Consider the following 23,174-nt stretch of genomic DNA (forward strand, 5'->3'; position numbering starts at 1 on the left):
GAAGACGGTCCTCCGCGGTGCCAGGAGGGGCGGGATCGATCCCGCACGGAGGGGGACGGGGGTCAGACCAGGAGCTGGCCGCCGTCGACGGGGACCGAGACCCCGGTGATGTGGCTGGCGGCCTCGCTCGCGAGGAAGAGCACGAGCGGGGTGACCTGGTCGACCTCGGCGATGGTGCCGAGCGGGATGCGCGATTCCCAGGCGGCGCGGGCATCGGGGTTCGAGGCGAAGTCGGCGGTCAGGGGCGTGAGCACGGGACCGGGGGCGACGGCGTTGACGCGCACCCCGGAGCCGGCGAGCTCGATGGCGGCCGTCCGGGTGAGCGCGTCGACCGCGGCCTTCGTGGCCTCGTAGTGTCCGAGGCCCGGTGTGGGCTGCCGGGCGCCGATCGAGGAGATGTTGACGATGGCCCCGTGGCCGGCGGCCGCGAGCAGCCCGCCGAAGACCCGCAGCATGAGGAACGTGCCGCGGACGTTGACGCGCAGGGCCGCGTCGACCGCGTCGACCGCGACCTCCTGGAGTGTGCCCCCACCGGCGACGACGCCGGCGTTGTTGACGAGGACGTCGAGCCCGCCGGCCTCCGCGAGCTGCGCGGCGGCGGTGGTGACCGCGCCCTCGTCGGCGATGTCGAGGGGGAGGGCGGTGGCGCCGATCTCGGCGGCGACGGCCCGGGCGGCCTCGAGGTTCACATCGCCGAGGAACACCTCGTCCCCGGCGGCGCGGAAGGCGCTGGCGATGCCGCGGCCGAGCCCGGAGGCTCCTCCGGTGACGAGGATGCGGCGCGGGGAAGCGGTCATGGTCGTCCTCACTGACGGTGTTCCGATGGGATTCCTCCGTTATATTCTACAAACATAGAAAAACACAACCCCGTGCCCCGAGACGGCGAAGGAGCCCTCATGCCCGATGTGACATACCCCCGCAAGCCGCTGTCTCCTCGGGGTGCGACGGTGCCGCCGCTCGCCCTCGGATCGTGGAACACCTGGGACCGCATGGGCTTCGACGATGCCGTGCAGCTCATCCAGCGGGCGGTCGACCTCGATGCCGGATTCTTCGACATCGCGTACTACAACATGGGGCCGCATGCCGAGAACTCCCGGACCGACATCCTCTTCGGAGAGGCCTTCCGGGCGAGCGGGGTGGACCGTGCCCAGGTCGTGCTGTGCGGCAAGCTCTGGCTCTGGGACTGGCCGCACCAGGGCTTCCGCGGGCAGATCGAGGAGTCGCTCGAGCGGGCCGGCCTCGACCGCTTCGACACCCTCGTGGTGGGGGACTACCTGGACGCCCCGGACATGCCGCGACTCGTCGCCGACGTGAACGCCCTCATCGCCGACGACCTGGTCGACTCGTGGGGGATCAACAACTGGCGGATCGCGGACACCAGGGCGGCGCTCGCCGAGGCGGACGCTCAGGGGCTGATCGGCCCCGCGTTCGCGCAGCTCAAGTACGGCATCGCGCGCCGGGCCATGGCGGAGGGCGACGCCTACGGGCCCCTGTTCGCCGACGGAACCCTCACGCTGCAGGCCTCCGACGTGTTCGAGGGCGGAATCCTCGCCACGGGACGGATGCCCCAGCGCAAGATCGGTGCCGATGTCGGGGGTATCCGCGAGCGGATCCTCGCCGTGTACCCCGAGGTCGCGCGGGTCGCGGGGGAGTTCGGGGTGACGCCGGCTGCCCTCGGCATCGCCTTCTGTCTGGCGAACCCCGCGACGGCCAACGTACTCTTCGGTGCCTCTCGCGTCGCGCAGCTCGAGGACAACCACGCCGCCCTCGCCCTCGCCCGAGACCATGGCGCCGAGGTCCGCGCCGCCCTCGCCGACTGCCGCGTCGACCACGCCGTCCGCCCCGACGGCACCTGGTGACCTTTCGTATCTCGCACCCGCACCTCCCCCCGCTTCCCCCGCCCGCTTCCCCGGCGTCCAGGATCACTTCCGCACCTCCCGCGCGTCCCGCAGGCCCGTTTCTGATCCCGCCTCGCTCGGCCCCCGCCTCCCACTCCGGGTGCGGGATCAGTTCCGCACCTCGCGCGCACCCCGCAGGCCCGTTTCTGATCCCGCACTCGCTCGCCCCCGCGTCCCACTCGGCCCGCGCGTCCCACTCCGCGTGCGGGATCAATTTCGCACCTCGCGCGCACCCCGCAAGCACGTTCCTGATCCCGCTTCGCTCGGCCCCGTCCCACTCCGCCCCGCGTCCCACTCCGGGTGCGGGATCAGTTCCGCACCTCGCGCGCACCCCGCAAGCACGTTCCTGATCCCGCTTCGCTCGGCCCCGTCTCATTCCGCCCCCGCGTCCCACTCCGGGCGCGGGATCAGTTCCGCACCTCGCGCGCGCCCCACGGGCACGTTTCTGATCCCGCAGGACGTGACGTTCTGCGTGCCGATTCGAGAACGCGCCGAGTAGGGAGGGCGTGCGGCCGATTCTGATCCCGCTTCTGGTGGCGGCTGTGTGTCGGTCGTCGGGCGCGCCGCTCGTGCGCGACCGGACCGCTCTCCGGAGCCCCGGATCAGAAGTGCTCCTCGAGTTCGCAGCAGATCGTAAGCGCTCCTCGCCTCCGTGCTGGATCGGAAGTGCCCCGCGCACGCTCCGGATCAGAAGTGCTCCTGGGGCCCGGGTGGGAGGTGCGTTCTTGATCCCGGGAAGGGGTGCGGGGCCCTCGGGAGCGGCAGTGTGGCCCGTTCGCGCCGTCGTTCACCCCGATGCGGGATGAGAAGGGTGCCGAAAAGGCGTCGCCGAGGGGTGTTTCTGATCCGGCTGGAGGGGTGGGCGCGGTGGCGGGGTCAGAAGTGGGCCGCGCGGGGAGGACAGGGGTGCGTTATTGATCCCGGTACCCGCACCTGCACCCGCGGGGTGCGGGCGGGCGGGGTACGGGACGGGGCGGGGTGTGCGCGGGGGAGCAAGGCGGGTGCGCGCTGAGGCATCGGTCCGCGCGGCCAGAGGAAGAAACCCGCTTGCGCTCTTTTTCCACGCATGTAGACTAACCAGCACGACACATCGAAGTGGCGTCGGTCCCGGTCTCCGGTCAGCGGCTCTTCGAACCTTCTTCACCACCCCCTGCACCCGAGAGAAGGAACCATGAAACGAATGCCCCTCGCGGTCGCCGCCGCCGTCGCCGCGACCCTCGCACTCGCCGGCTGCAGCGGCGGCGGAACGCCCTCGCCGTCCGAGGGCGGCGGCGCCGAAGGCCCCGACGCCCTCAACATCGGCAACTTCCTGGACGTCACCTCGTGGGACCCGTCCCTCGCCGACATCGGCTTTGACGGCCCCTACCTGTCCGCGGTGTACGACGCCCTGATCGCCCTCGACGCCGACGGCACCCCGATCCCGTCGCTCGCGACGAAGTGGACCGTGGCCGACGACGACCTCAGCATCGACCTCGACATCCGCACCGACGCCGTGTTCAGCGACGGCACCCCGGTCGACGCCGACGCCGTCGTCGCGAGCCTCGAGTACCTCAAGGCCGGCGCCCGGTCCGGTGAGGCCTACGTCAACGCGAAGGGCTTCGAGAAGGTCGATGACGACACCGTCCGCATCGCCCTTACGCAGCGCGACGACACGATCCTCTACCTGATGGGCCTCGGCCGCAGCTACGTCATGCCCCCGGCCTCCATCGAGGCGGGCACGCTGGGCAGCGACCCGGTCGGCTCCGGCCCCTATGTGCTCGACAGCGACACCAGCGTCGCGGGCGCCGAGTACCACTTCACCAAGACCGAGGACCACTGGGACGCGAAGACGTACCCGTTCTCCGAGCTCGCGATCTACCCGATCACCGACGCGACCGCCCGGCACAACGCGATGCTCAGCGGACAGATCAACGTGCAGTACGGCGACGTGGCCAACCTCGACCAGGCCGAGCAGCAAGGCTGGAACACCGCCCAGCGCGTCTCCGGGTGGGCGGGCCTCGTCATCACCGACCACACCGGCGCGAAGAGCGAGCCCCTCGGCACGCTCGAGGTCCGCCAGGCGCTGAACTACGCGTTCGACGGTGCGGCCGTCCTCGCGGCGGTCGGCAGCGGTGCGGGTGTGGCCACCAACCAGGTCTTCCCGGACGGCGGCGACATCAACGACCCCGAGCTCAACGATGCCTACGCGTTCAACATGGACAAGGCGAAGGAGCTCCTGGCCGACGCCGGCTACCCGGACGGCTTCGACATCTCGATGCCGATGTCCCCGATCTTCGAGATGTGGAAGCCGTCGGCCGAGCAGGCCCTCAACGAGCTCGGCATCACCGTCACCTGGGACAACATGCAGATGCCGGACTACCAGCTCAACGCCCCGAACTACCCGATGTTCATCTCCTTCCTCGCGATGGACGGCAACGACGTGGCCACCGTCTCTCGCCAGCTGACGAGCGTGCAGTGGTTCAACCCGGAGCCCGACTACGCGAAGAACGAGGTCATCGCCCCGCTCGTCGAGAAGGTGCAGACGGAGCGCGGCGACGCGCAGACCGCCGCCATCAAGGAGCTCAACGAGGCCCTCGTCGACCAGGCCTGGTGGTCGGTCTGGTACCAGGCGAACAACATCTACTACACGGCGCCCGGCATCCAGCTGCAGCCCGTCGTGGGGATGATGTTCCCGACGCTGCGGTACATCACGCAGGGCTGAACGCCCGCCGGGGCGGTCGCCCCGCGGCCGCCCCGGCACCCCTTCCCCTCCTCCTCACCATCGAGAGGCCCCCATGCTCCTCTTCACGGCGAAGCGGGTGCTGTCCGGCATCCTCCTGCTCGTCGCGGTCTCGATCGGCACGTTCTTCCTCGCCCACCTCGCGATCAGCGATCCGACCGCCTCGCTCCTCGGCACGACCGCGAGTCCCGCGCAGCAGCAGGCCCTAGCGGCGAAGATCGGACTCGACCGCCCCCTGATCGTGCAGTTCTGGGACTGGTTCTCCCACGCGGTCCTGCTCGACTTCGGCGTCTCGTGGCGCAACTTCCAGCCGGTCGGCGCGCAGCTCGCGGTGAAGGTCCCCGTCACTCTCTCCGTCGTGACCCTCGCGACCCTCATCACCGCGGTCATCGGCGTCGCCTTCGGCATGATCACCGGACTCCGCCCCGGCACCTGGTTCGACCGCATCATCAAGGGGATCTCCGTCGTCCTCTTCGCACTTCCCGGGTTCTGGGTGAGCCTGGTCCTGGTGATGTGGCTGGCGGTGCAACTCAAGTGGTTCCCCGCCGTGGGCTACGTCCCGCCGACGCAGTCCGTCGAAGGCTGGCTGCGCTCGATCACGCTGCCGGCGATCTCCCTCGCCCTGGGCGGCATCGTCGCCGTGTCGGAGCAGCTGCGCAATGCCGTGATCGCCCAGAGCCGCCAGGACTGGGTGCGCACGCTCCGCAGCCGCGGCCTGTCCGCCGCCCGGGTGAACCTGCACATCCTCCGCAACGCCTCGCCCGCCGCGCTCACGGTGATCGCCCTGATGTTCGTGGGCCTGCTCTCCGGGGCGATCGTGGTGGAGCAGATCTTCAGCCTCCCCGGTCTGGGGCAGCTCACGAACCAGTCGTCGCAGAACGGCGACATCCCGATGCTGCTCGGGATCACGGTGGTCTCCATCGTCTTCGTCGTCCTCATCAATCTCCTGCTCGACCTCGTGCTCGGCTGGATCAACCCGAAGGTGCGCGTCGCATGACCACGACAGACATCCGCGTCGCCTTCGACCGGGCCGCCCAGAAGCGCCGGTCGAGCCTGTTCCGACGCTTCCTCCGTCACCCCGGCGGCTACATCCCGCTCGCGATCTTCGTGCTCATCGTGCTCGTCGGGGTGTTCGCGCCGTTGCTGGCGCCGATGGACCCGAACCTCGTCGACCTCGCGGCAGCCAAGGCCCCGCCCTCGCCGGAGCACCTGCTCGGCGGCGACTCCACCGGCCGCGACATCCTCAGCCGCCTCATCTACGGGACGAGGACGACACTGTGGGGTGCGCTCATCACGATCGTCACGGCGCTCGTCGTCGGGGTCCCGTCGGGCGTCGCAGCCGGGTACTTCGGCGGCGTCTTCGACCGGGTCGCGACCTGGATCAGCGACGCCCTCCAGTCGATCCCCGGGATGATCATCCTCCTCGTGGTCGCCGCCGGCAGCCGCAACAACTTCGAGCTGCTGATGGTCACCGTCGGCGTCTTCATGGTGCCGGGGTACTTCCGCATCGCGCGGTCGCAGACGCTCGCCGTCCGCGGCGAGGCGTACATCGATGCCGCCCGCGTGTCGGGCCTGTCGGACGCGCGCATCATCTTCCGGCACGTCATCACCGCCGTCTACCCGCCGGTCATCATCCAGACCGCGCTCACGGCGGGCATCGCGATGGGCATGCAGGCCGGCCTCCAGTTCCTCGGCATCGGCGACTCGAACGTGCCGAGCTGGGGTGCGATGATGCTCGAGGGGTTCCGGCTCATGCTCACCTACCCGCTCATGCTGCTGTGGCCCTCCGCGGCCCTCGGGCTCACGATCGCCGTCCTCGCGATCATGGGCTCCACGCTCGCCGAGCTCGTGCAGGTGCGCACGCCGCGTGCGGCCCGACGGCGGCGGCGCGGCGTGCTCGAGACCGCCGACGAGGTCGCCGCGGCTCCCGCCACGGGCAGCGTCCGCCATGAGGCCCCGAAGTCGGCCCTCCGCGTCGAGAACCTGCACGTCGTGCACGCGACGCCGACAGGGGAGACCGAGGTCGTGCACGGCGTGACCCTCGACGTCGCACCTGGGGAGGTCGTCGGAATCGTCGGCGAGTCCGGGTCCGGCAAGTCGCAGACCGTGTTCTCGGTGCTCGACCTGCTCCCCGCGACCGGTCGGGCGACCGCCGACGCGATCTGGGTCGGCGGCGCGGAGGTCACCCACGCGGCGCCGAAGGAGCGCCAGGCGCTGCTCGGCCGCACGATCGGATACGTGCCGCAGGAGCCGATGAGCAACCTCGACCCCTCGTACACGATCGGGCATCAGCTCATCGAACCGCTGCGTCGCACACAGGGGCTCGGCAAGGCCGCCGCCCGGCAGCGCGCGCGGGAGGTGCTCCTGCGGGTCGGGCTGTCCGATCCCGATCGCGTGATGCGCAGCTACCCGCATCAGGTGTCCGGCGGCATGGCCCAGCGCGTGCTCATCGCCGGCGCGATCGCCGGTCGACCGTCGCTCCTCGTCGCGGACGAGCCCACCACCGCCCTCGACGTCACCGTGCAGGCCGAGGTGCTCGAACTGCTGCGGGAGCTGCAGGCCGAGTACGGCATGGCGCTGCTCATCGTGACGCACAACTTCGGCGTCGTCGCCGACATCTGCGACCGCGTGATCGTCATGCGCGGCGGCGACATCGTGGAGTCGGGGCCCGTGGACGAGCTCTTCGCCGCGCCCACCCAGGAGTACACGCGCGAGCTCATCGCCGCGTCGCTCGACGAAGCCGAGGGCCGCGCCGCGCTCGACGGCAGGCGGACGGAGGTCCCCGCATGAACGCCGCTCCGGTGAACCCCCTGCTGCAGGTCGACGACCTCCTGGTCGAGTACGGCCGCGGAAGACACGCCTTCCGCGCGCTGCACGGCGTCTCCCTCGACATCGCCCCCGGTGAATGCCTGGGCCTCGTCGGCGAGTCCGGATCGGGAAAGTCGACCCTCGGCAAGGCCATCCTCGGCCTCGCCCCGGTGACCGCGGGCCGCATCCGCTTCGACGGCCGGGACATCGGCGGCCTCGGCCGCAAGGCCCGACGGGCACTCGCCGATGATGTGCAGGTCGTGTTCCAGGACCCGTACGGTTCCCTCAACCCGGCACTGACCATCGGCGACATCCTCGCCGAGCCGCTGCTGACGACCGGCATCGGAGCGAAGGCGGCCGACACGCGCGTGCGCGACATGCTCGACCGCGTGCGCCTGCCCTCCACAAGCATGGACCGGTATCCGAGCGAGTTCTCCGGCGGGCAGCGGCAGCGCATCGCGATCGCCCGCGCCCTGGTCCGCGGACCCCGGCTGATCGTGTGCGACGAGCCGGTCAGTGCACTCGACCTCACCACGCAGGCGACCATCCTCGACCTCTTCATCGAGTTGCAGCGCGACACCGGCGTGGCCTACCTGTTCGTCTCGCACGACCTCGGCGTCGTCCGGCGGGTCTGTCACCGGGTCGCCGTGATGTACCGGGGGGAGATCGTGGAGATCGGGGACGGCGAGCAGGTCACCCGCGCGCCGCGTCACCCGTACGCCGAGCGCCTGCGACTGGCCTCACCCGTCGCCGACCCGGTGGCGCAGCGGGAACGCCGGGCGCAATGGCTCGCTCTGCGGGAGGTGCCCGATGCGGCGGTACGGTAGCTCCAGGCCGGAACACGCCACACCCCGGACTCGGCCGGAAGGACGCCATGCCGAAGATCATCGACCACGACCAGCGGCGACGGGACATCGTCGAGGTGGCCAAGAGCATCATCCTGAAGGGTGGGTTCGAGGCGGCGACCATGCGCAGCATCGCCGCGGAGGCGGGCTTCGCGAACGGCGCGCTGAAGCACTACTTCCCCGGGAAGGAGAGCATCGTCGCGGCGACGTTCGAGACGATCCTGCAGCAGATGTCCGAGGGCGTGGAGGCCGCGGGGCAGGAACCGGTGGCGGCAGACGACGCGCTGCGGGGCTTCCTGCAGGCCACCGTGCCGCGCGACCCGGAGCAGATCGCCGCGGGCCGGGTGCTCCTGGCGCTCTGGGAGTACGCGATGGCGAACGAGTCGCTGGCCGAGCTCTACCGCGGACACCTGGGTTCGTGGCGATCCTCGCTCATCGCGCGCATGGAGGCGGCCCGCGACGAGGGATCGATCCGCGATCAGGACTACGGCCCGCTCGCCGACGAGTACATCTCCGCGGCGGTCGGGGCGACGGTCATCAACCTCATGTACCCGGACGGCGACCGCATCGCCGACTACGAGAACTACATCGACCGGTTCCTCGCGCGGCTGCGCTGAGGGCGAGGGGCCGGTCCCGAGAGGACGGCCCGTCATGACCCTTCCCCCTGAACGACCCGTGGTGTTCTTGCACGGCCTCGCCTCGCGCGGCACGCAGGACTGGCCGGAGAGCGAGTGGGCGGCGGTGCTCGGCGACCGACCGCGCCGCGTCCTCGACCTGCCGGCGCACGGCGACGCCCCCGGGCTCGGAGCCGTGCCGACCTCCGCGGTGCTCGACGCGCTCGCCGCAGCGATCGGCCCGGACGAGATCGACCTCGTCGGGTACTCGCTCGGTGCCCGGCTCGCGTGGGACCTCGCCCGGCACCCGGGTGTCGCGGTGCGGCGTCTCGTGCTCGGCGGCCTCAGTGCGGGGGAGCCCTTCGCGCTCGTCGACCTCTCCGCCGCTCGGGCCGCGATCGCCGGCGGACCGGCTCCCGTCGATCCGCTGACCGGAATGATCGTGCACATGGTGAGCCTGCCCGGCAACCGCCCGGACGATCTGCTCGACCTCATCGAGGGGCTCGCGACCGAGCCGTTCTCGCCCGAGGCTGCTGCCCCGGCGATGCCCGTGCTGCTCCTGGGCGGTACCGACGACCCGATGGCCGCGGGCATCGACGAGCTCGCCGCGCGGCTGCCCGACGTCCGGGTGCGACGCGTCCCCGGGGATCATCTCGCGGCGCTGCACACCGCCGCGTTCCGCGACGCTGTGCGCGGGTTCCTCGCGGACTGACCCGCCCGATCGACGCCCGGCCCCCTCCTGTCCTTTATTTCCAACGTTCGTAGACATATCGAAAGGCATCCGCCATGACCGACACCCCCACTCCCGACGCCGCCCGCATCCTCGACATCGCCACCGGCCACATGGCCGCGAAGCAGCTCTTCCAGGCCAGCCGCATCGGTCTGTTCGCCGCCGTCGCCGCCGGCGCCGACACGGCCGTGGCGATCGCCGAGCGCTGCGGGGTGAGCGAGCGGATCGCCCGGCTGCTCGCCGACGCCCTCGCCGCGAAGGGTCTCCTCCTCCGCACCGAGGGGCGCTACGCGCTGGGCCCCGACGCGTCCGCCTACCTCACGGGGGAGGACGCGGTGATCGACCTCGCCCCCTTCCTCACGTTCCTCGACGAGATCAGCTACCCGCACTGGCTGCAGTTCGCCCACACGGTCGACACCACCCAACCGGGCGACCTGCAGATGGACGACGCGCGGTGGGGGACGTTCATGGCCGGCGTCATGACGTACAACCGCCTGCACGCGCAGGAGTTCGGCCGGCTCGTCGACCTCGCCGGCGCGACGAGGGCCCTCGACTTCGGTGGTCTGTCCGCCGAGTTCGCCCTCGCCGTCATGGCGCGCAACCCCGAGCTGCACACGACGTTCGTCTACGCCCCGGGATTCGAGGACGGCGTGGCCGAGGCGGTCGCAGCGGCGGGCGTCGCCGACCGGGCCGCCGTCGAGGTCGGGGACACGGCGACCACGGCTCCCGAGGGCGCGTACGACGCGGTGTTCGCCAACCACGTCATCCACCGGTTCTCCGCGGAGGAGAACGCGCAGATCTTCCGCCGACTCCGTGCGGCGGCGGCCGACGGGGCGACGCTGACGGTGCTCGACTTCTTCCTCGATGACGACGACGAGCAGCGCGCCCTGGATGCCCTGCACGCGGGGGAGTACCTCGTGATCGACGGCACCGTGGTGTACCCCGAGTCCGAGGTTCGCGGTTGGCTGTCGGATGCCGGGTGGGCGGTGCGCGACACCGTCGCCCTGCCGGGGAGCCCGCGCGTGCTCCTGGCCACCGCGGTCTGACGACCGCGGTCCGAGACTGGTCCGAGGGGGATCAGAGGCGGGCGGCATGCGTGAACATGCCGCCCGCCGTTTTCGTGGGTGGGTGGTCAGCCGCGCGCGAACACCGTGCGGCCGTCGACGATCGTGCGCTCGACCTGGAGGGCGGCGAACGGGCGCCCCGGGGTGCACGGATCCTCGTCGAGCACCGTGATGTCCGCGACCCTGCCGAGTTCGAGGGTTCCCTTCCAGGTCGCGGCACCGTCCTGGATCGCGGCGTCCGCCGTCATGGTGCGCAGCAGCCGGCGCCGAGTCGCGGCGTCGTCCGCCCGACCGTCGGCGGCGAGGAGGGCGAGGGAGGCGTCGAGGCTGGGGCGCCAGTCCGGCGTGGCGATCGGCGCGTCGCTGGTCAGCGTGGTCAGCGCCCCCGAGGAGAGCATCTCGGCCAGCGGCCAGGCGGCGGCGACGCGGGCTTCTCCGAGCTGCACGGCCGCCCAGGAGTGCGTGTGCGCGGCGATGAGGGGCTGCACGGCGAACCCGACGCCGAGACGCTCCGCGCGGCGGATCTGCGCCGGCGTCGCGAGGTCGCCGTGCACGACGTGGTGGGGTGCCGGCGGCGGGGGAGTCTCGCCGGCGCGTTCCAGTGCGGTGAGGAACTCTTCGATCGAGCGATCGCCGGTGGCGTGCACGGCGATCTGGAGTCCGCGACCGGCGGCCAGGGCGATCATCTGCTGGAAGGCGCTGAGCGGATCGGCGTCGCCGCGGGTGAGCAGGTGCCCGGTCGTCCCGTCGGGGTACGGGTCGGACGTCCATGCGGTGGCCATCGGCGGGATGCCGTCGGCGAAGATCTTCACGCCGGGGATCGCGAGCCAGCGCGGGTCGGTCGTCGGCGGCGGCACCGGGAGTCCGGCGGCGAAGTCCTTTAGGGAGCTCTCTCCGTCGATTGTCCCGAACAGGCGCAGCAGCGTGACGCGCGAGGTCTGGGCCCCCTCGCGGTGCAGCTCCACATACGACTCGAGCATGTCGGTGCCGAAGCAGCCGGTCTCCCCGTCGTCCTCCCCGGGGCCGATGCCCGGCTCCGTGTAGCTCGTGATGCCGAGCTCCGCGAGCAGAGCCCAGGCGCGGCGCAGGGCGCTGCGTCGCTCACCGGCCGTGGTCACGAGGCGGCCGGTCGGCTGCTCGTCGGGCGGGGTGTCGGAGAAGAAGAGGTGTGGCCAGCGTGCGCCCAGCCACGCGGCGTGGAGGTGCGCGTCGTTGAGGCCGGGGATCGCGGTGCGGCCGTCGAGCTGCACGATCTCGCGGGCCGAGAGAGCTTCGGCCGCGGCGTCGGTGGCGACGATCATCCCGTCGCGGACGGCGATCGCGGTGGCGACGGAATCGGTGGCGTCGAAGGTGTGGATGTGGCCACCGCGGAGGAGGAGGTCGGCGTCGTCGCCGAGGAGTGTGCTGCTCATTATTCCACCAGTGTAGACGTAAAACTCGCGCACTCGGGATGTCCCGCGCCGACCGATTCGGCGCGCGGTTCCGCGGCTTGTACCCTGGAGTCATCCCCCGAACACCCCGGCAACCTCGCGCGCGCCGGCGACCTCGGCGCGCGCTCACACATGCAAGGACGCAGATGAACGATTCCGCGGCACACCGCGACGAATGGACGGCGAGCGAAGAGCTGGCGGAGCGGATGATCCCGCTCATCGGGGCTCTCAAGCGCGAGCGCGACGTGGTCACCTCGCTGCACGGCCACCGCCTGCTCGGCCTCTCGGCCACCGGCCTCGTCGAGGTGCACGAGCGCGTGGCCCAGCTCGGCCACGAGCGGCTCGAGGTCGAGGACAGCCTGGCGGTGCTCGAAGGCATCCACGCTCTCGCCCCCGGCGCCTCGTCGATCGACGTGGCCCGCCTCGTGGAGGGGCACGCGGAGAGCGGCCGCCCGCTCGAGGAGTACCTGGCCGAGACCCTGGCCCCGGCCGTCGGCGCGGTCCCGGCGCCGCCGACCGACGTGGTGCTCTACGGCTTCGGGCGCATCGGCCGGCTGCTGGCCCGCATCCTCATCGCGCACACCGGCGGCGGGAGCGGACTCCGGCTCCGCGCCATCGTCGTGCGCCGCGGCTCCGAGAACGACCTCGTCAAGCGCGCGTCGCTGCTGCTGCGGGACTCGGTGCACGGCCGCTTCGCGGGCTCGGTCACGGTGGATGAAGAGGCCGAGCAGATCATCGCGAACGGCACGCGCATCCAGGTCATCTACTCCGACGACCCGGCGGCGGTCGACTACACCGCCTACGGCATCGATGACGCGATCGTCGTCGACAACACGGGCCGCTGGCGCGACGAAGCCGGACTCTCCCAGCACCTCCGTGCGAAGGGCGTCGCCCGCGTGCTGCTCACCGCCCCCGGTAAGGGCCCGCTGAAGAACATCGTGCAGGGCATCAATGACGACACGATCACCGAGGAAGACCGCATCGTCTCCGCGGCGTCGTGCACGACCAACGCCATCACCCCGGTGCTCGCCGCGATCGACGAGGCCTACGGCGTCGTGAAGGGCCACGTCGAGACCGTGCACTCGTTCACGAACGACCAGAACCTCATCGACAACTTCCACAAGGGCGACCGCCGCGGCCGCTCCGCCGTGCTGAACATGGTGATCACCGAGACCGGGGCGGCGAAGGCCGTGGCCAAGGCCCTCCCGCAGCTGGAGGGCAAGCTCACGGGCAGTGCGATCCGCGTCCCCACGCCGGACGTCTCGCTCGCGGTGCTGCACCTCACGCTGGAGCGCCCCGCCACCAAGGACCAGGTCAACGACTACCTGCGCCGGGTGTCGCTGCACTCGAAGCTCCGGCAGCAGATCGACTACGTGGAGAGCCCCGAGGTGGTCTCGACGGACTTCGTCGGCTCGCACCGCGCCGGCATCGTCGACGGTCTGGCCACGATCGCCGACGAGGACACCCTCATCCTCTACGTCTGGTACGACAACGAGTTCGGATACTCCTGCCAGGTCATCCGGGTGCTGGAGACCATGGCGGGTTCGCACCCCGTCGTCCTCCCCACCCGCCGCGAAGTCACCCTCTGACCTCTCCCGTCGACCCACCCCCTTCCGCTCGACCCGGCCCCCTGCGTCCGCACGCACGGGGCCGGGGCACGCGAAAGGGGGTGGGTCGCGGCATGATGAGGGGCATGAAGACCTCACAGTGGCGGGAGGAGCGGCTGCGGTGGCAGGGGCTGACCGCGCCGGAGGCGGACGTGGCGGGGGCGGCGGGACGGCTGCTCGCGGTGCAGAGCCAGGATCTCACCGCCGGACGGTGGGCGCTGGCTGTGCGGACGAAGGGCGACGTACGCCTCCGCGACGTCGATGCCGCGTTCGACCGCGGGGACCTCGTCCGGGCCTGGACCATGCGGGGGACGCTCCACACGATCCCCGCGCGCGATCTCGGGTGGGTGCTGGAGGTCACGGCCGCACGACAGCAGCAGCAGGCGGCCTCCCGACAGCGGCAGCTCGGCATCGACGACGCCATGATCGACGCGGTCGTCCGGGAGCTCACGCCGCGGCTCCGTGACGGCGGCCTCACCCGGAGCGAGATCTTCGCGGTGCTCGAGGGCATCGGCATCGACCCCTCGGGGCAGCGCGGCATCCACCTGCTGTTCGCGATGACCGTCTCCGGCGTGCTCGTGCAGGGGCCGGTCGTGCCGCGGGAGGGCATCACGCGGGAGCAGCGGTTCGTGCTCGCGGCCGATCACATCCGCGACCACGCCCACCCGGAGGACCCGCTGGCCGAGCTGTTCGTCCGCTACGTCGAGGGACACGGGCCCGCCGGGGTCGCGGACTTCGCGTGGTGGTCGGGCCTGACGCTCGGGCGGTCCCGGGAGGCGGCGGATCGGGCGGCACCCCGGGTGACCGAGGTTGACGAGGGGGTCTTCGTCGGGAGCACCCCGCCCCGGCGCGCGGCGGGCCGGCCGTCCGTGTTCGCCCTCGGTGCCTTCGACGAGTACTACATCTCTTATGCCGACCGCACCGTCGTGTGCGCTCCGGAACACCTCGCCGCCGTCGGGCCGGGGAAGAACGGGATGGTCCGGGCGACCGTGGTGGAGCACGGCCGCGTGATCGGCTGCTGGACGCACGCCGCCGCCGCCCACACCGCCCCTCCGACTCTCTTCGAGCCCCCCGAGGACCCCGCCGCCGTCACCGCCGCACTCGCCCGCTTCGCGGCCTTCATCGCCTGAGCCCCTCGTCGACCCACCCCTTTCCGTGCCTCCCGGCCCCCTACGGCAGCGCGTAACGGGCCGGGGTGGACGCAAGGGGGTGGGTCGGCGGGTCACTCACTCGCGTGGCGGCCGAGGAAGTTGTAGACCTCGTTGTCGTCCACGCCGGGGAACATGCCGCGGGGGAGCGGCGAGAACATGTGGGTGTGCACGCGGGCGCTCGGCCACGCCCGTCCCTTCCAGCGCTCCGTGAGCTCGGCCGACGGGCGGCGGCAGCACGCCTCGTCGGGGCAGGTCGACACCGCCCTGTCGTTCGTCTCGCGTCCCCGCCACCACCGGGCGTCGTCGAACGGCACGCCGACCGTGACGGAGAACTCGCCCTCGCTCGACGACCCGGTCTGCGTGGAGCACCAGAACGTGCCGGACGGGGTGTCCGTGTACTGGTGGTGCTCGACGGTGCGGTTCTGCTCCGTGAAGGCGGAGCGGGCCTGGAACTTCCGGCACACGCGCTGCCCCTCCACCGCTCCCGTCACGTCCATCGGCAGGGGCAGGTCGTCGTTCTCGTAGACGCGCGTGATGGCTCCGGTCGAGTCGACGCGCAGGAAGTGCAGCGACATGCCGAGGTGCTGCGTGAGCAGGTTCGTCATGCGCATGCCGGCCGCTTCGTGCGTCACGCCGAACCCGTCGCGGAAGTCCTCCACCGCGAGGTTGCGGTCCTTCTTCGCCTGCTGCAGGAAGGCCACCGCGGCGGTCTCCGGCATCAGGCAGCACGCGGCAAAGTAGTTGATCTCCAACCGCTGCTGCAGGAAGTCGGCGTAATCCGTCGGCGGCGTGTGCCCGAGCAGTCGGTGCGCCATGGCCTGCAGTGCCATCGACCGCAGGCCGTGTCCACCGGGGATCGAGGCGGGGGGCAGGTAGATGCGACCGTTCTCGAGATCGGTGACCGAGCGCGTCGAGTGCGGCAGGTCGTTGACGTAGATGAGCTCGAAGCCGAGCTTCTCGGCCATGATGCTCACGGTGCGGTGGGTCAGGGCACCCTGCGAATGGCCCGCCGCCTTGAGCTGCTTCTCCGCGAGCTTCTCGATGTCGGGGAGGTAGTTGCTCTGCGCGCGCATCCGCAGGCGCAGCTCCGTGTTGGCGCGACGGGCCTCCTCCGGTGTCGCGATGGCCTCGCGCTCGCGGCGCTGCAGCTCGCGGTGCAGCCCGAGGATGGACTCGATGGTCTCGTCGCTCATGCCCTTCGTGACGCGGACCGGGGAGACCCCGAGCTGACGGAACACCGGGCTCTCCTGGGCCCGCTCCAGCTCGATCTCCAGGGCCGCGCGCCGGTTCGGCGGCTCGCCGGAGATGAGGTCGGTCACCTCGGTGCCGGTGGCCTGCGCGATCGCCTGGAGGAGGGAGAGCTTGGGCTCGCGCTTGCCGTTCTCGATGAGGCTGAGCTGGGAGCCGGCGACGCCGACGAGGGCGCCGAGCTCGTCGAGGGTGTACCCCTTCTCCAGGCGGCGGTGCCGGATGCGGTGGCCGAGGGTCGTGAGGTGGATGCCGGAGGACGCCATTGTTTGAGTCTAGCGAAAGAACAGCGATTCTTATCGTTCGGTTTGGCCGAAAGTCCGCGTCAAGGGCGAAGAAGATGGAAGCAACGCCCCACACTTCGAAGGAGCAGTCATGGCCATGGCCGAAGTCCTCACCCCTCGCACGTCCCCTGTCACCCCGACGCGCACGTTCGGCACCGCCCCCTCCTACGACACCCCCGCAATGGCCGAGCTCGCCGCCTGGGTGGAAGGGATCCGCGCGCTCACGCAGCCGGACGCCGTGCACTGGGTGGACGGCTCGCGCGCCGAGAACGACTGGCTGCTGCGCGGACTCGTCGACGAGGGCAAGCTCATCAAGCTGAACCCCGAGTGGCGCCCCGGCTCGTACCTGGCGCGCTCGCACCCCAGCGACGTCGCCCGCACCGAAGCCCGCACCTTCATCGCCTCGGAGCGCGAGGAGGACGCCGGGCCCACCAACAACTGGGCCGACCCGGAAGAGATGCACAGGAAGATGGACGAGATCTTCGAGGGCTCGATGCGCGGCCGCACGATGTACGTCGTGCCGTTCTCGATGGGTCGCGTCGGCGGACCCCTGTCGCACATCGGCGTGCAGATCACCGACAGCGCCTACGCCGTCGCATCGATCGGCATCATGACCCGCGTGGGCGACGAGGTCACCCGCCAGATCGCCGAGGGCGCGCCGTGGGTCAAGACGGTGCACTCCGTCGGTGCTCCGCTGGAGGCCGGCGAACCGGACGTCGAGTGGCCCTGCAACGACGACAAGTACATCGTGCACTTCCCGGAGACGCTCGAGGTCTACTCGTACGGCTCGGGCTACGGTGGCAACGCCATCCTGGCGAAGAAGTGCTTCGCGCTGCGCATCGCCTCGGTGATCGCGCGTGATGAGGGCTGGCTCGCCGAGCACATGCTCCTCATCCGCGTGATCGACCCGCGGGGCAAGGCCTACCACGTCGCGGCCGCGTTCCCGTCGGCCTGCGGCAAGACCAACCTCGCGATGCTCCGCCCGACGATCCCCGGCTGGAAGGTCGAGACCCTCGGTGACGACATCGCCTGGATCCGTCCCGGCGAGGACGGCCGCCTGTGGGCCATCAACCCCGAGGCCGGCTTCTTCGGCGTCGCGCCCGGAACGGGTGAGTCGACCAACGTCACCGCGGTCGAGACGCTGTGGGGCAACACGATCTTCACCAACGTCGCGCTCCGCCCCGACGGCGACGTGTGGTGGGAGGGCCTGACCGACGAGGCGCCCGCGAACCTCATCGACTGGGAGGGCAACGACTGGACGCCCGACTCCGGTCGTCCCGCGGCGCACCCCAACTCGCGCTTCACGGTGTCGGCGGCTCAGTGCCCGCAGATCTCCGAGGACTGGGAGGAGGCCGTGCCGCTCGACGTCATCCTCTTCGGCGGACGCCGCGCGAGCAACGTGCCGCTCGTAGTCGAGGCCACCGACTGGACGCACGGCGTGTTCCTCGGCTCGAACATCTCCTCCGAGCGCACGGCGGCGGCCGAGGGCACGGTCGGCGAGCTGCGCCGCGACCCGTTCGCGATGCTGCCGTTCTGCGGCTACAACATGGCCGACTACTTCGGGCACTGGCTCAAGGTCGGCCGGGGCCTGCGCTTCGACCGCGCGCCGCGCATCTTCCAGGTGAACTGGTTCCGTCGCGGAGCGGACGGCCGGTTCCTCTGGCCCGGATTCGGCGACAACTCCCGCGTCGTCGACTGGATCATCCGCCGCGTGGCCGGTGACGTGCCGGCGGTGGACAGCCCCATCGGACGCCTGCCGCGCGTGGAGGACCTCAACCTCGACGGGCTCGACATCCCCGCGGAAGACCTCGACGAGCTCTTCTCCGTCGACCCCGAGGCGTGGAAGGCCGAGGCCGACCTCACGGAGGAGTTCTACGACACCTTCGGCGACCGGGTGCCCGCGGCCCTCCGCACGGAGCTCGCGTCGCTGCGCTACCGCCTCGCGAAGGCGTAGCCCCCAGACCGGTGCCGGTTCGGGGGAGCCGGCACCCTCGGCCTCAGGCCGAGCCCTACCCGCGAAGGCGGGGCATCAGAGACGAACCCATGGCTGAGTGGTCTCCGACGCCCCGCTTTCGTGGCACCCACTCCCGCCGAGACCCCGGTTTCGCGTCGAGACCCCGCCCCGCATACGTGCGGAAGGTGGGGTCTCGGCAGAAAGGCGGGGTCTCGGCGGTGTACAGGGGGGACAGGGAGCTAGGCGAGGAGCTGGTGGCGGGCGAGGTCGCGGTAGAGCGGGGTCGACTCCACGAGCTCGGCGTGGGTGCCCTGTCCCACGACCACGCCGTCCTGCAGCACCACGATGAGGTCGCTGTCGACGACGGTGGACAGACGATGGGCGATCACGACGAGCGTACGGTCTGTGGCGACCGCATCGATGGCCTCGCGCATGCGCTGCTCGTTCACGCCGTCGAGCGAGGAGGTCGACTCGTCCAGCAGCAGGATCGGGGCGTCCGTGAGGAGCGCCCGGGCGATCGCGAGCCGCTGCCGCTCGCCGCCGGAGAGCATCACGCCGTCCTCGCCGACGGGAGCGTCGACGCCGAGCGGGTTCCGTTCCAGCACGTCGCCGAGGTTCACGGCGCGGAGCACGCGCTCGCAGTCCGCGTCCGTGGCGTCGGGGGAGGCGAGCCGCAGGTTCTCGGCGAGGGTGCCGGCCAGCGTCGGAGCGTCCTGCTCGACGTAGCCGAAGTGGGCGCGGAGCTCGTCCCGCGGATAGGTGCGGGTGTCGTGCCCCTTCAACCGGATGGATCCGCCCGTCGGGTCGTAGAAGCGCTCGATGAGGGAGAGGATCGTGCTCTTCCCCGCTCCGCTCGGACCGACCAGCGCCACGCGTGCCCCACGAGGGACCGCGAACGACACCCCGCGGAGCACCTCGTGGTCCTGGGGGTCGGGTGCGGCCTCGGCCTGCTCCAGGTGCGCATCGGCGAGCAGGGTCTGCGCCTCCCTCGCGGCGGCACGGCGGGCGGCGACGACGTTCTCCGGGTAGCGGAAGCGCACGTCGCGGAACTCCAGAGCGGGGGCGTCCGGAGCCGGTTCCTCGTCACGGGGCAGGGCCGCGGCGGTGGCCGCGTCGTCCCGGGTCTCGGTGGGCAGGTCGAGCACCTCCTGGATGCGGCCGAGCGCGCCGAGGGCCTGGTTGACGGAGGTGATCGCGCCGAACGTCGAGGCGAGCGGCATCACCAGCAGGAAGAGGAACATCACGAACGAGATGAGGGCCGCGATCGAGATGGCTCCGGCCGCGACGCGGAAGCCGCCCACGCCGAGCACGACGAGGAGGGAGAGCTGGAGGGCGATGCCGGCGACCGGCACCACGAGCGAGGAGATCTTCGCGATCCGCACGCCGATGCCGTACGCCTCGGAGGCCCGCTCCGTCACCGCCGCGGTCTCGCGTTCGGTCGCACCGGAGGCCCGGATGGTGCGGATGGAGCCGACGGCCCGCTCGACGCCCGAGGCCAGCTCGCCGACCTTCTCCTGCTGGGCAGTGGACGCCGTCCGGATCCGGCCGCTGAGGGCGACGACGACCACGACGGAGACGCCGATGACCAGGACGATGAGCAGGAGCAGAACGGGGTCGATGAGCAGCATCGCGATGAGCGCGCCCGCGAAGAGCACGACGTTGCCGACGGCGTCGGCGAGCCCCTGCGTGAGGACGGCGTAGAGGAGCGTGGTGTCGGTGCCGACGCGGGAGACGAGATCGCCGGTGCGCCGTGCGTCGAACTCGGACGTCGGCAGGTGCAGGATGCGGGCGATGAGCTTGCGGCGGCTCGAGTAGACGACCGCGGTGCCGGTGCGCTGCAGCAGATAGTGCTGGAACCCGGAGATGATCGACGACACGATCACGAAACCGACGAGCAGCCACACGAGGACGCCGATCGTGCCGTCGGCTTGCACGGCCTCGATGACCTGTCCTACGAGGAGGGGCTGCACGAGCGAGGTCGCGGCGCCGAACACGCTGAGGACGGCGACGACGACGAGCGTGCGCTTGTGCTCGAAGAGGAAGGGGAGGAGCTGGCGGAAGGTGGCGCGCGGCCCGTCGGCCGGTGCGCCCCGTCCGCGTCGGCGTGCTGTCGCCGTGCGGGACATGGGGGACCTCGATCTGGAGATGGTACTTCGACCGTACTCGGGGCGCGGTCATTTCCTATGGGGTGGCTGTATGGGCTCAGGTGCGACCGAAACGGCGATGTGCCGCCTGCTTGGTGACGCCGAGGGCGCTCGCGATCGCCTGCCACGAGTAGCCGCTCGTGCGAGCGCGACGGACCTGGGCCTCTTCGGCGCGCGCGAGCTCCTTGCGTAGCGCCGCCAGGCGGTGGAGCTCGGCGAGGGGTTCGCCGCCCTCGGCCGCGGCGATGGTGGTGGGGTGAGACATGGAGACCTCCTTCGCGTCAATATTCGTTGACGCTTGGGGCGGTGTCAAGAAGTGTTGACGTGCGCGTTGTCCACAGGGGCGCCCTTGTCCGCATGTGTGGCGCATGCGATGCTGACAGGATGGCTCGCATGCTGCAAGTGAGGAACCTGCCCGATGACGTGCATGCCCGGCTCAAGGAGCGTGCCGCGGCGGAGCGCATGAGCCTGTCGGACTACGTAGCGCGCGAGTTGGAAGACCTCGTCCGCTACCGCAGCAATGCCGAGATCCTCGAGGCGTCGCGAGCACGAGCGCGCGCGGCCGGCGTCTCTCTGACGCGCGAGAGCATCCTCGCCGCCCGTGATCGTGAACGGGACGAGCGGGAGTGAGCGGGACGTCCGAGGCGGTCGTGCTCGATGCCTCGGCGGCGATCGAGGCACTGCTCGGCGAGGAGGTTTGGACGCACGGCGAGGGGTTCCATGCGCACGCGGGCCTCGACATCGAGGTCCTCTCCGTGCTCCGACGCCTCACGATGCGGAATTCGGTGCCGGCGCATGCTGCTCGTGAGGCCCTCGAGGCGTTCGCGGCGCTGCAGATCACCCGCCATCCGCTGCGTCGGCTCATCCCGCGGATCTGGTCGCTGCGCGAGGACGTCTCCGCGTACGACGCCGGTTATGTCGCGCTCGCGGAGGCCCTCGACGTCCCACTGCTCACGGCCGATCGCCGGCTGGCGAAGACGGCGACCCGGTACTGCGATGTCGTGGTGCTGTGAGCGTCTGACCAGGAAGACGAGAACGGCTGCACCCCCGAGGGAGTGCAGCCGTTCCGCTCGTCTCGGTTCTAGAGCTCGACGGCGGAGGCGAGTCCGAGGTCGTCCTCGTAGTCGTGGTCCTTCGTCTCGGGAGTGAAGATGAGCGCGATGAAGGTCAGCACCGCCATCGACGACAGGTACAGGCCCACGAGCCAGGGCTCGCCGCCGACGGCCGCCCACAGGGCCACCGCGATGAACGGCGCCACGGCCGCTCCGAGGATCGACGACACGTTGTACGCGATCGCCGAACCGGAGTAGCGCACGTTCGTCGGGAACAGCTCCGGCAGGAGCGCCCCCATCGGCCCGAACGTCGTGCCCATGAGCATGAAGCCGAACACGAGGAAAGCCTGGGTGAGGGCCCCGGTGAACTTCGGGTCGGCCTGCGGCAGCAGGAAGAGGTTGAACGACAGACCGAAGACGACGATGAGTCCCGTGACCCACAGGAGCAGCTTGCGGCGCCCGATGGCGTCGGCGATCGGTCCGGACAGCAACGTGAAGATGCCGAAGAACACGACGCCGATGATCTGCATGAGTACGAAGTCGGTGTAGCCGAAGCCGAGGCCCGGGTAGAACTGCGCCGCGAACACACTCGGGTCGAAGTCCTTGCCGGTCGCCTCGGCCGCTGCCCGGGCGGCGGCCGACGCGGTCTCGAGGTCGGCGGCCTTCGTGCCGTAGGTGAGCGTGAAGTTCGTCATCAGGTAGAACAGCACGTACGTCGCCAGCATGATGAACGTGCCGAGGATGAGCTGCTTCCAGTGGTGCCGGAATACGGTCGCGAGCGGGAGCTTGCGGATCGCGCCGGTCTTCTCCGCCTTCTTGAACGTGTCCGACTCGACGAGGCGGAGCCGCACCCACAGACCGATGATGACCATGACGGCGGAGAACAGGAACGGCACGCGCCAGCCCCAGGAGAGGAAGGCCTCCGACTTCAGCGCCGAGTCCTCCGGGTGCGGGAGGGCGAAGTTGATGGCGAGGAAGATGCCGTTCGCGATGATGAAGCCGAGCGGTGCGCCGAGCTGCGGGAACGAGCCGTACCAGGCGCGCTTGCCCTTCGGGGCGTTCTCGGTGGCCACGAGCGCCGCGCCCGACCACTCGCCGCCCAGCGCGAAGCCCTGGGCGAGACGGAGGATCAGCAGGAGCAGCGGGGCGACCCAGCCGATCTGCTGGAACGTGGGCAGGAGGCCGATCACGAACGTCGCGATGCCCATGGTGAGGAGCGAGGCGACGAGGGTCGCCTTGCGCCCGAACTTGTCGCCGAAGTGCCCGAAGACGACGGCGCCGATCGGGCGGGCGACCATGGCCGCGCCGAAGACGGCGAACGACGACAGCAGCGACGCGGTGTCGTTCGTGCTCGGGAAGAAGAGTGTGGGGAAGACGAGCACGGCTGCCGTCGCATAGACGTAGAAGTCGTAGAACTCGATGGTGGTGCCTACGAGGCTCGCGGTGATGACGCGCGAGCGGGGGTTCGCGGGGGTGGTGGCGGTGCTCAAGGGGTCTCCGATCCTCCGCCGGTATACCGGCGGACTCGGGCGAGTCTACGCCTTCCTGGGAGTTCCCTGGACGTTGATGACGGACCGGGTCGAGGGCGTCGGTGCCCGCGCGTAGAGTCGGGGGAGACCGGCCGGA

The 23,174-nt window shown here is 70.8% G+C and carries 19 protein-coding genes; 13 read left to right on the forward strand and 6 right to left on the reverse strand.

What is annotated here, in order from left to right:
• Positions 1 to 62: 62 nt before the first annotated feature.
• Positions 63 to 797 carry an SDR family NAD(P)-dependent oxidoreductase gene (locus M4D53_RS03900; protein ID WP_259952082.1) on the reverse strand — a complete coding sequence of 245 codons (735 nt, stop codon included), beginning with the start codon at positions 795 to 797 and terminating at the stop codon, positions 63 to 65.
• A gap of 99 nt (positions 798 to 896) precedes the next feature.
• Here M4D53_RS03900 and M4D53_RS03905 point away from each other — a divergent pair, with 99 nt between their 5' ends.
• The 8 genes from M4D53_RS03905 to M4D53_RS03940 all read left to right on the forward strand — a co-directional run bounded on the left by M4D53_RS03905 (position 897) and on the right by M4D53_RS03940 (position 10,660).
• Complete coding sequence (locus tag M4D53_RS03905; RefSeq protein WP_259952083.1) at positions 897 to 1,859, forward strand: aldo/keto reductase; 963 nt, start codon at positions 897 to 899, stop codon at positions 1,857 to 1,859.
• Between the two features lie 1,210 nt (positions 1,860 to 3,069).
• Positions 3,070 to 4,599: an ABC transporter substrate-binding protein gene (locus M4D53_RS03910; protein ID WP_232089196.1), complete on the forward strand. Its 1,530-nt coding sequence runs from the start codon at positions 3,070 to 3,072 to the stop codon at positions 4,597 to 4,599.
• A gap of 73 nt (positions 4,600 to 4,672) precedes the next feature.
• On the forward strand, positions 4,673 to 5,614 hold the full coding sequence (locus M4D53_RS03915; protein ID WP_187663545.1) for an ABC transporter permease: 942 nt from the start codon (positions 4,673 to 4,675) through the stop codon (positions 5,612 to 5,614).
• Positions 5,611 to 7,407 (forward strand): dipeptide/oligopeptide/nickel ABC transporter permease/ATP-binding protein, encoded by a 1,797-nt coding sequence (locus tag M4D53_RS03920; protein ID WP_259952084.1) that lies wholly within the window; start codon positions 5,611 to 5,613, stop codon positions 7,405 to 7,407. The genes M4D53_RS03915 and M4D53_RS03920 overlap by 4 nt, the downstream gene beginning before the upstream one ends.
• Complete coding sequence (locus tag M4D53_RS03925; protein WP_259952086.1) at positions 7,404 to 8,252, forward strand: ATP-binding cassette domain-containing protein; 849 nt, start codon at positions 7,404 to 7,406, stop codon at positions 8,250 to 8,252. The genes M4D53_RS03920 and M4D53_RS03925 overlap by 4 nt, the downstream gene beginning before the upstream one ends.
• A gap of 47 nt (positions 8,253 to 8,299) precedes the next feature.
• A complete protein-coding gene (locus tag M4D53_RS03930; RefSeq protein WP_101846902.1) occupies positions 8,300 to 8,887 on the forward strand; it encodes a TetR/AcrR family transcriptional regulator in 588 nt (195 codons plus the stop codon).
• 34 nt (positions 8,888 to 8,921) lie between these two features.
• On the forward strand, positions 8,922 to 9,596 hold the full coding sequence (locus M4D53_RS03935) for an alpha/beta fold hydrolase (protein ID WP_259952087.1): 675 nt from the start codon (positions 8,922 to 8,924) through the stop codon (positions 9,594 to 9,596).
• A 74-nt stretch (positions 9,597 to 9,670) separates the two neighbouring features.
• Positions 9,671 to 10,660, forward strand: coding sequence for a methyltransferase family protein (locus tag M4D53_RS03940; protein ID WP_259952088.1), 990 nt, complete (start codon positions 9,671 to 9,673; stop codon positions 10,658 to 10,660).
• Between the two features lie 86 nt (positions 10,661 to 10,746).
• Here the strand turns inward: M4D53_RS03940 and M4D53_RS03945 are convergent, their stop codons facing one another.
• Positions 10,747 to 12,090, reverse strand: coding sequence for an amidohydrolase family protein (locus M4D53_RS03945; protein WP_259952090.1), 1,344 nt, complete (start codon positions 12,088 to 12,090; stop codon positions 10,747 to 10,749).
• A 164-nt stretch (positions 12,091 to 12,254) separates the two neighbouring features.
• Between M4D53_RS03945 and M4D53_RS03950 the strand changes: the two genes are divergently transcribed.
• Together M4D53_RS03950 and M4D53_RS03955 are read left to right on the forward strand one after the other, a co-directional pair.
• The gene (locus M4D53_RS03950; RefSeq protein WP_259952092.1) at positions 12,255 to 13,697 is read left to right on the forward strand and encodes a glyceraldehyde-3-phosphate dehydrogenase; all 1,443 of its coding nucleotides are present in this window, start codon (positions 12,255 to 12,257) and stop codon (positions 13,695 to 13,697) included.
• A gap of 104 nt (positions 13,698 to 13,801) precedes the next feature.
• A complete protein-coding gene (locus M4D53_RS03955) occupies positions 13,802 to 14,845 on the forward strand; it encodes a winged helix DNA-binding domain-containing protein (protein WP_259952095.1) in 1,044 nt (347 codons plus the stop codon).
• Positions 14,846 to 14,937: 92 nt separating this feature from the next.
• On the opposite strand, the gene M4D53_RS03960 is transcribed toward M4D53_RS03955, so the two are convergent.
• Positions 14,938 to 16,380 carry an XRE family transcriptional regulator gene (locus M4D53_RS03960; protein WP_259952096.1) on the reverse strand — a complete coding sequence of 481 codons (1,443 nt, stop codon included), beginning with the start codon at positions 16,378 to 16,380 and terminating at the stop codon, positions 14,938 to 14,940.
• Between the two features lie 109 nt (positions 16,381 to 16,489).
• On the opposite strand from M4D53_RS03960, the gene M4D53_RS03965 reads away from it, so the two are divergent.
• Positions 16,490 to 18,352, forward strand: a complete 1,863-nt coding sequence (locus tag M4D53_RS03965) for a phosphoenolpyruvate carboxykinase (GTP) (protein WP_259952098.1) — start codon at positions 16,490 to 16,492, stop codon at positions 18,350 to 18,352.
• Positions 18,353 to 18,591: 239 nt separating this feature from the next.
• On the opposite strand, the gene M4D53_RS03970 is transcribed toward M4D53_RS03965, so the two are convergent.
• Both M4D53_RS03970 and M4D53_RS03975 read right to left on the reverse strand, forming a co-directional pair.
• Positions 18,592 to 20,478 carry an ABC transporter ATP-binding protein gene (locus M4D53_RS03970; protein WP_259952100.1) on the reverse strand — a complete coding sequence of 629 codons (1,887 nt, stop codon included), beginning with the start codon at positions 20,476 to 20,478 and terminating at the stop codon, positions 18,592 to 18,594.
• 76 nt (positions 20,479 to 20,554) lie between these two features.
• Positions 20,555 to 20,761, reverse strand: a complete 207-nt coding sequence (locus tag M4D53_RS03975) for an AsnC family protein (RefSeq protein ID WP_187663555.1) — start codon at positions 20,759 to 20,761, stop codon at positions 20,555 to 20,557.
• A 119-nt stretch (positions 20,762 to 20,880) separates the two neighbouring features.
• On the opposite strand from M4D53_RS03975, the gene M4D53_RS03980 reads away from it, so the two are divergent.
• Both M4D53_RS03980 and M4D53_RS03985 read left to right on the forward strand, forming a co-directional pair.
• Positions 20,881 to 21,126 carry a FitA-like ribbon-helix-helix domain-containing protein gene (locus M4D53_RS03980; protein WP_259952102.1) on the forward strand — a complete coding sequence of 82 codons (246 nt, stop codon included), beginning with the start codon at positions 20,881 to 20,883 and terminating at the stop codon, positions 21,124 to 21,126.
• On the forward strand, positions 21,123 to 21,509 hold the full coding sequence (locus M4D53_RS03985; RefSeq protein ID WP_259952103.1) for a type II toxin-antitoxin system VapC family toxin: 387 nt from the start codon (positions 21,123 to 21,125) through the stop codon (positions 21,507 to 21,509). The genes M4D53_RS03980 and M4D53_RS03985 overlap by 4 nt, the downstream gene beginning before the upstream one ends.
• Before the next feature lie 68 nt (positions 21,510 to 21,577).
• On the opposite strand, the gene M4D53_RS03990 is transcribed toward M4D53_RS03985, so the two are convergent.
• Positions 21,578 to 23,038, reverse strand: coding sequence for an MFS transporter (locus tag M4D53_RS03990; protein WP_187663556.1), 1,461 nt, complete (start codon positions 23,036 to 23,038; stop codon positions 21,578 to 21,580).
• Positions 23,039 to 23,174: the final 136 nt, after the last annotated feature.

Origin of the sequence: Microbacterium meiriae, assembly GCF_025143875.1 — a bacterium.
Taxonomy (GTDB): Bacteria; Actinomycetota; Actinomycetes; order Actinomycetales; family Microbacteriaceae; genus Microbacterium; species Microbacterium meiriae.

What these genes read in the sequence shown, in the direction of transcription:
- M4D53_RS03900 (WP_259952082.1), bottom strand. Translation starts at nt 797, where the DNA reads ATGACCGCTTCCCCGCGCCGCATCCTCGTCACCGGAGGAGCCTCCGGG.
- M4D53_RS03905 (WP_259952083.1), top strand. Translation starts at nt 897, where the DNA reads ATGCCCGATGTGACATACCCCCGCAAGCCGCTGTCTCCTCGGGGTGCG.
- M4D53_RS03910 (WP_232089196.1), top strand. Translation starts at nt 3,070, where the DNA reads ATGAAACGAATGCCCCTCGCGGTCGCCGCCGCCGTCGCCGCGACCCTC.
- M4D53_RS03915 (WP_187663545.1), top strand. Translation starts at nt 4,673, where the DNA reads ATGCTCCTCTTCACGGCGAAGCGGGTGCTGTCCGGCATCCTCCTGCTC.
- M4D53_RS03920 (WP_259952084.1), top strand. Translation starts at nt 5,611, where the DNA reads ATGACCACGACAGACATCCGCGTCGCCTTCGACCGGGCCGCCCAGAAG.
- M4D53_RS03925 (WP_259952086.1), top strand. Translation starts at nt 7,404, where the DNA reads ATGAACGCCGCTCCGGTGAACCCCCTGCTGCAGGTCGACGACCTCCTG.
- M4D53_RS03930 (WP_101846902.1), top strand. Translation starts at nt 8,300, where the DNA reads ATGCCGAAGATCATCGACCACGACCAGCGGCGACGGGACATCGTCGAG.
- M4D53_RS03935 (WP_259952087.1), top strand. Translation starts at nt 8,922, where the DNA reads ATGACCCTTCCCCCTGAACGACCCGTGGTGTTCTTGCACGGCCTCGCC.
- M4D53_RS03940 (WP_259952088.1), top strand. Translation starts at nt 9,671, where the DNA reads ATGACCGACACCCCCACTCCCGACGCCGCCCGCATCCTCGACATCGCC.
- M4D53_RS03945 (WP_259952090.1), bottom strand. Translation starts at nt 12,090, where the DNA reads ATGAGCAGCACACTCCTCGGCGACGACGCCGACCTCCTCCTCCGCGGT.
- M4D53_RS03950 (WP_259952092.1), top strand. Translation starts at nt 12,255, where the DNA reads ATGAACGATTCCGCGGCACACCGCGACGAATGGACGGCGAGCGAAGAG.
- M4D53_RS03955 (WP_259952095.1), top strand. Translation starts at nt 13,802, where the DNA reads ATGAAGACCTCACAGTGGCGGGAGGAGCGGCTGCGGTGGCAGGGGCTG.
- M4D53_RS03960 (WP_259952096.1), bottom strand. Translation starts at nt 16,380, where the DNA reads ATGGCGTCCTCCGGCATCCACCTCACGACCCTCGGCCACCGCATCCGG.
- M4D53_RS03965 (WP_259952098.1), top strand. Translation starts at nt 16,490, where the DNA reads ATGGCCATGGCCGAAGTCCTCACCCCTCGCACGTCCCCTGTCACCCCG.
- M4D53_RS03970 (WP_259952100.1), bottom strand. Translation starts at nt 20,478, where the DNA reads ATGTCCCGCACGGCGACAGCACGCCGACGCGGACGGGGCGCACCGGCC.
- M4D53_RS03975 (WP_187663555.1), bottom strand. Translation starts at nt 20,761, where the DNA reads ATGTCTCACCCCACCACCATCGCCGCGGCCGAGGGCGGCGAACCCCTC.
- M4D53_RS03980 (WP_259952102.1), top strand. Translation starts at nt 20,881, where the DNA reads ATGGCTCGCATGCTGCAAGTGAGGAACCTGCCCGATGACGTGCATGCC.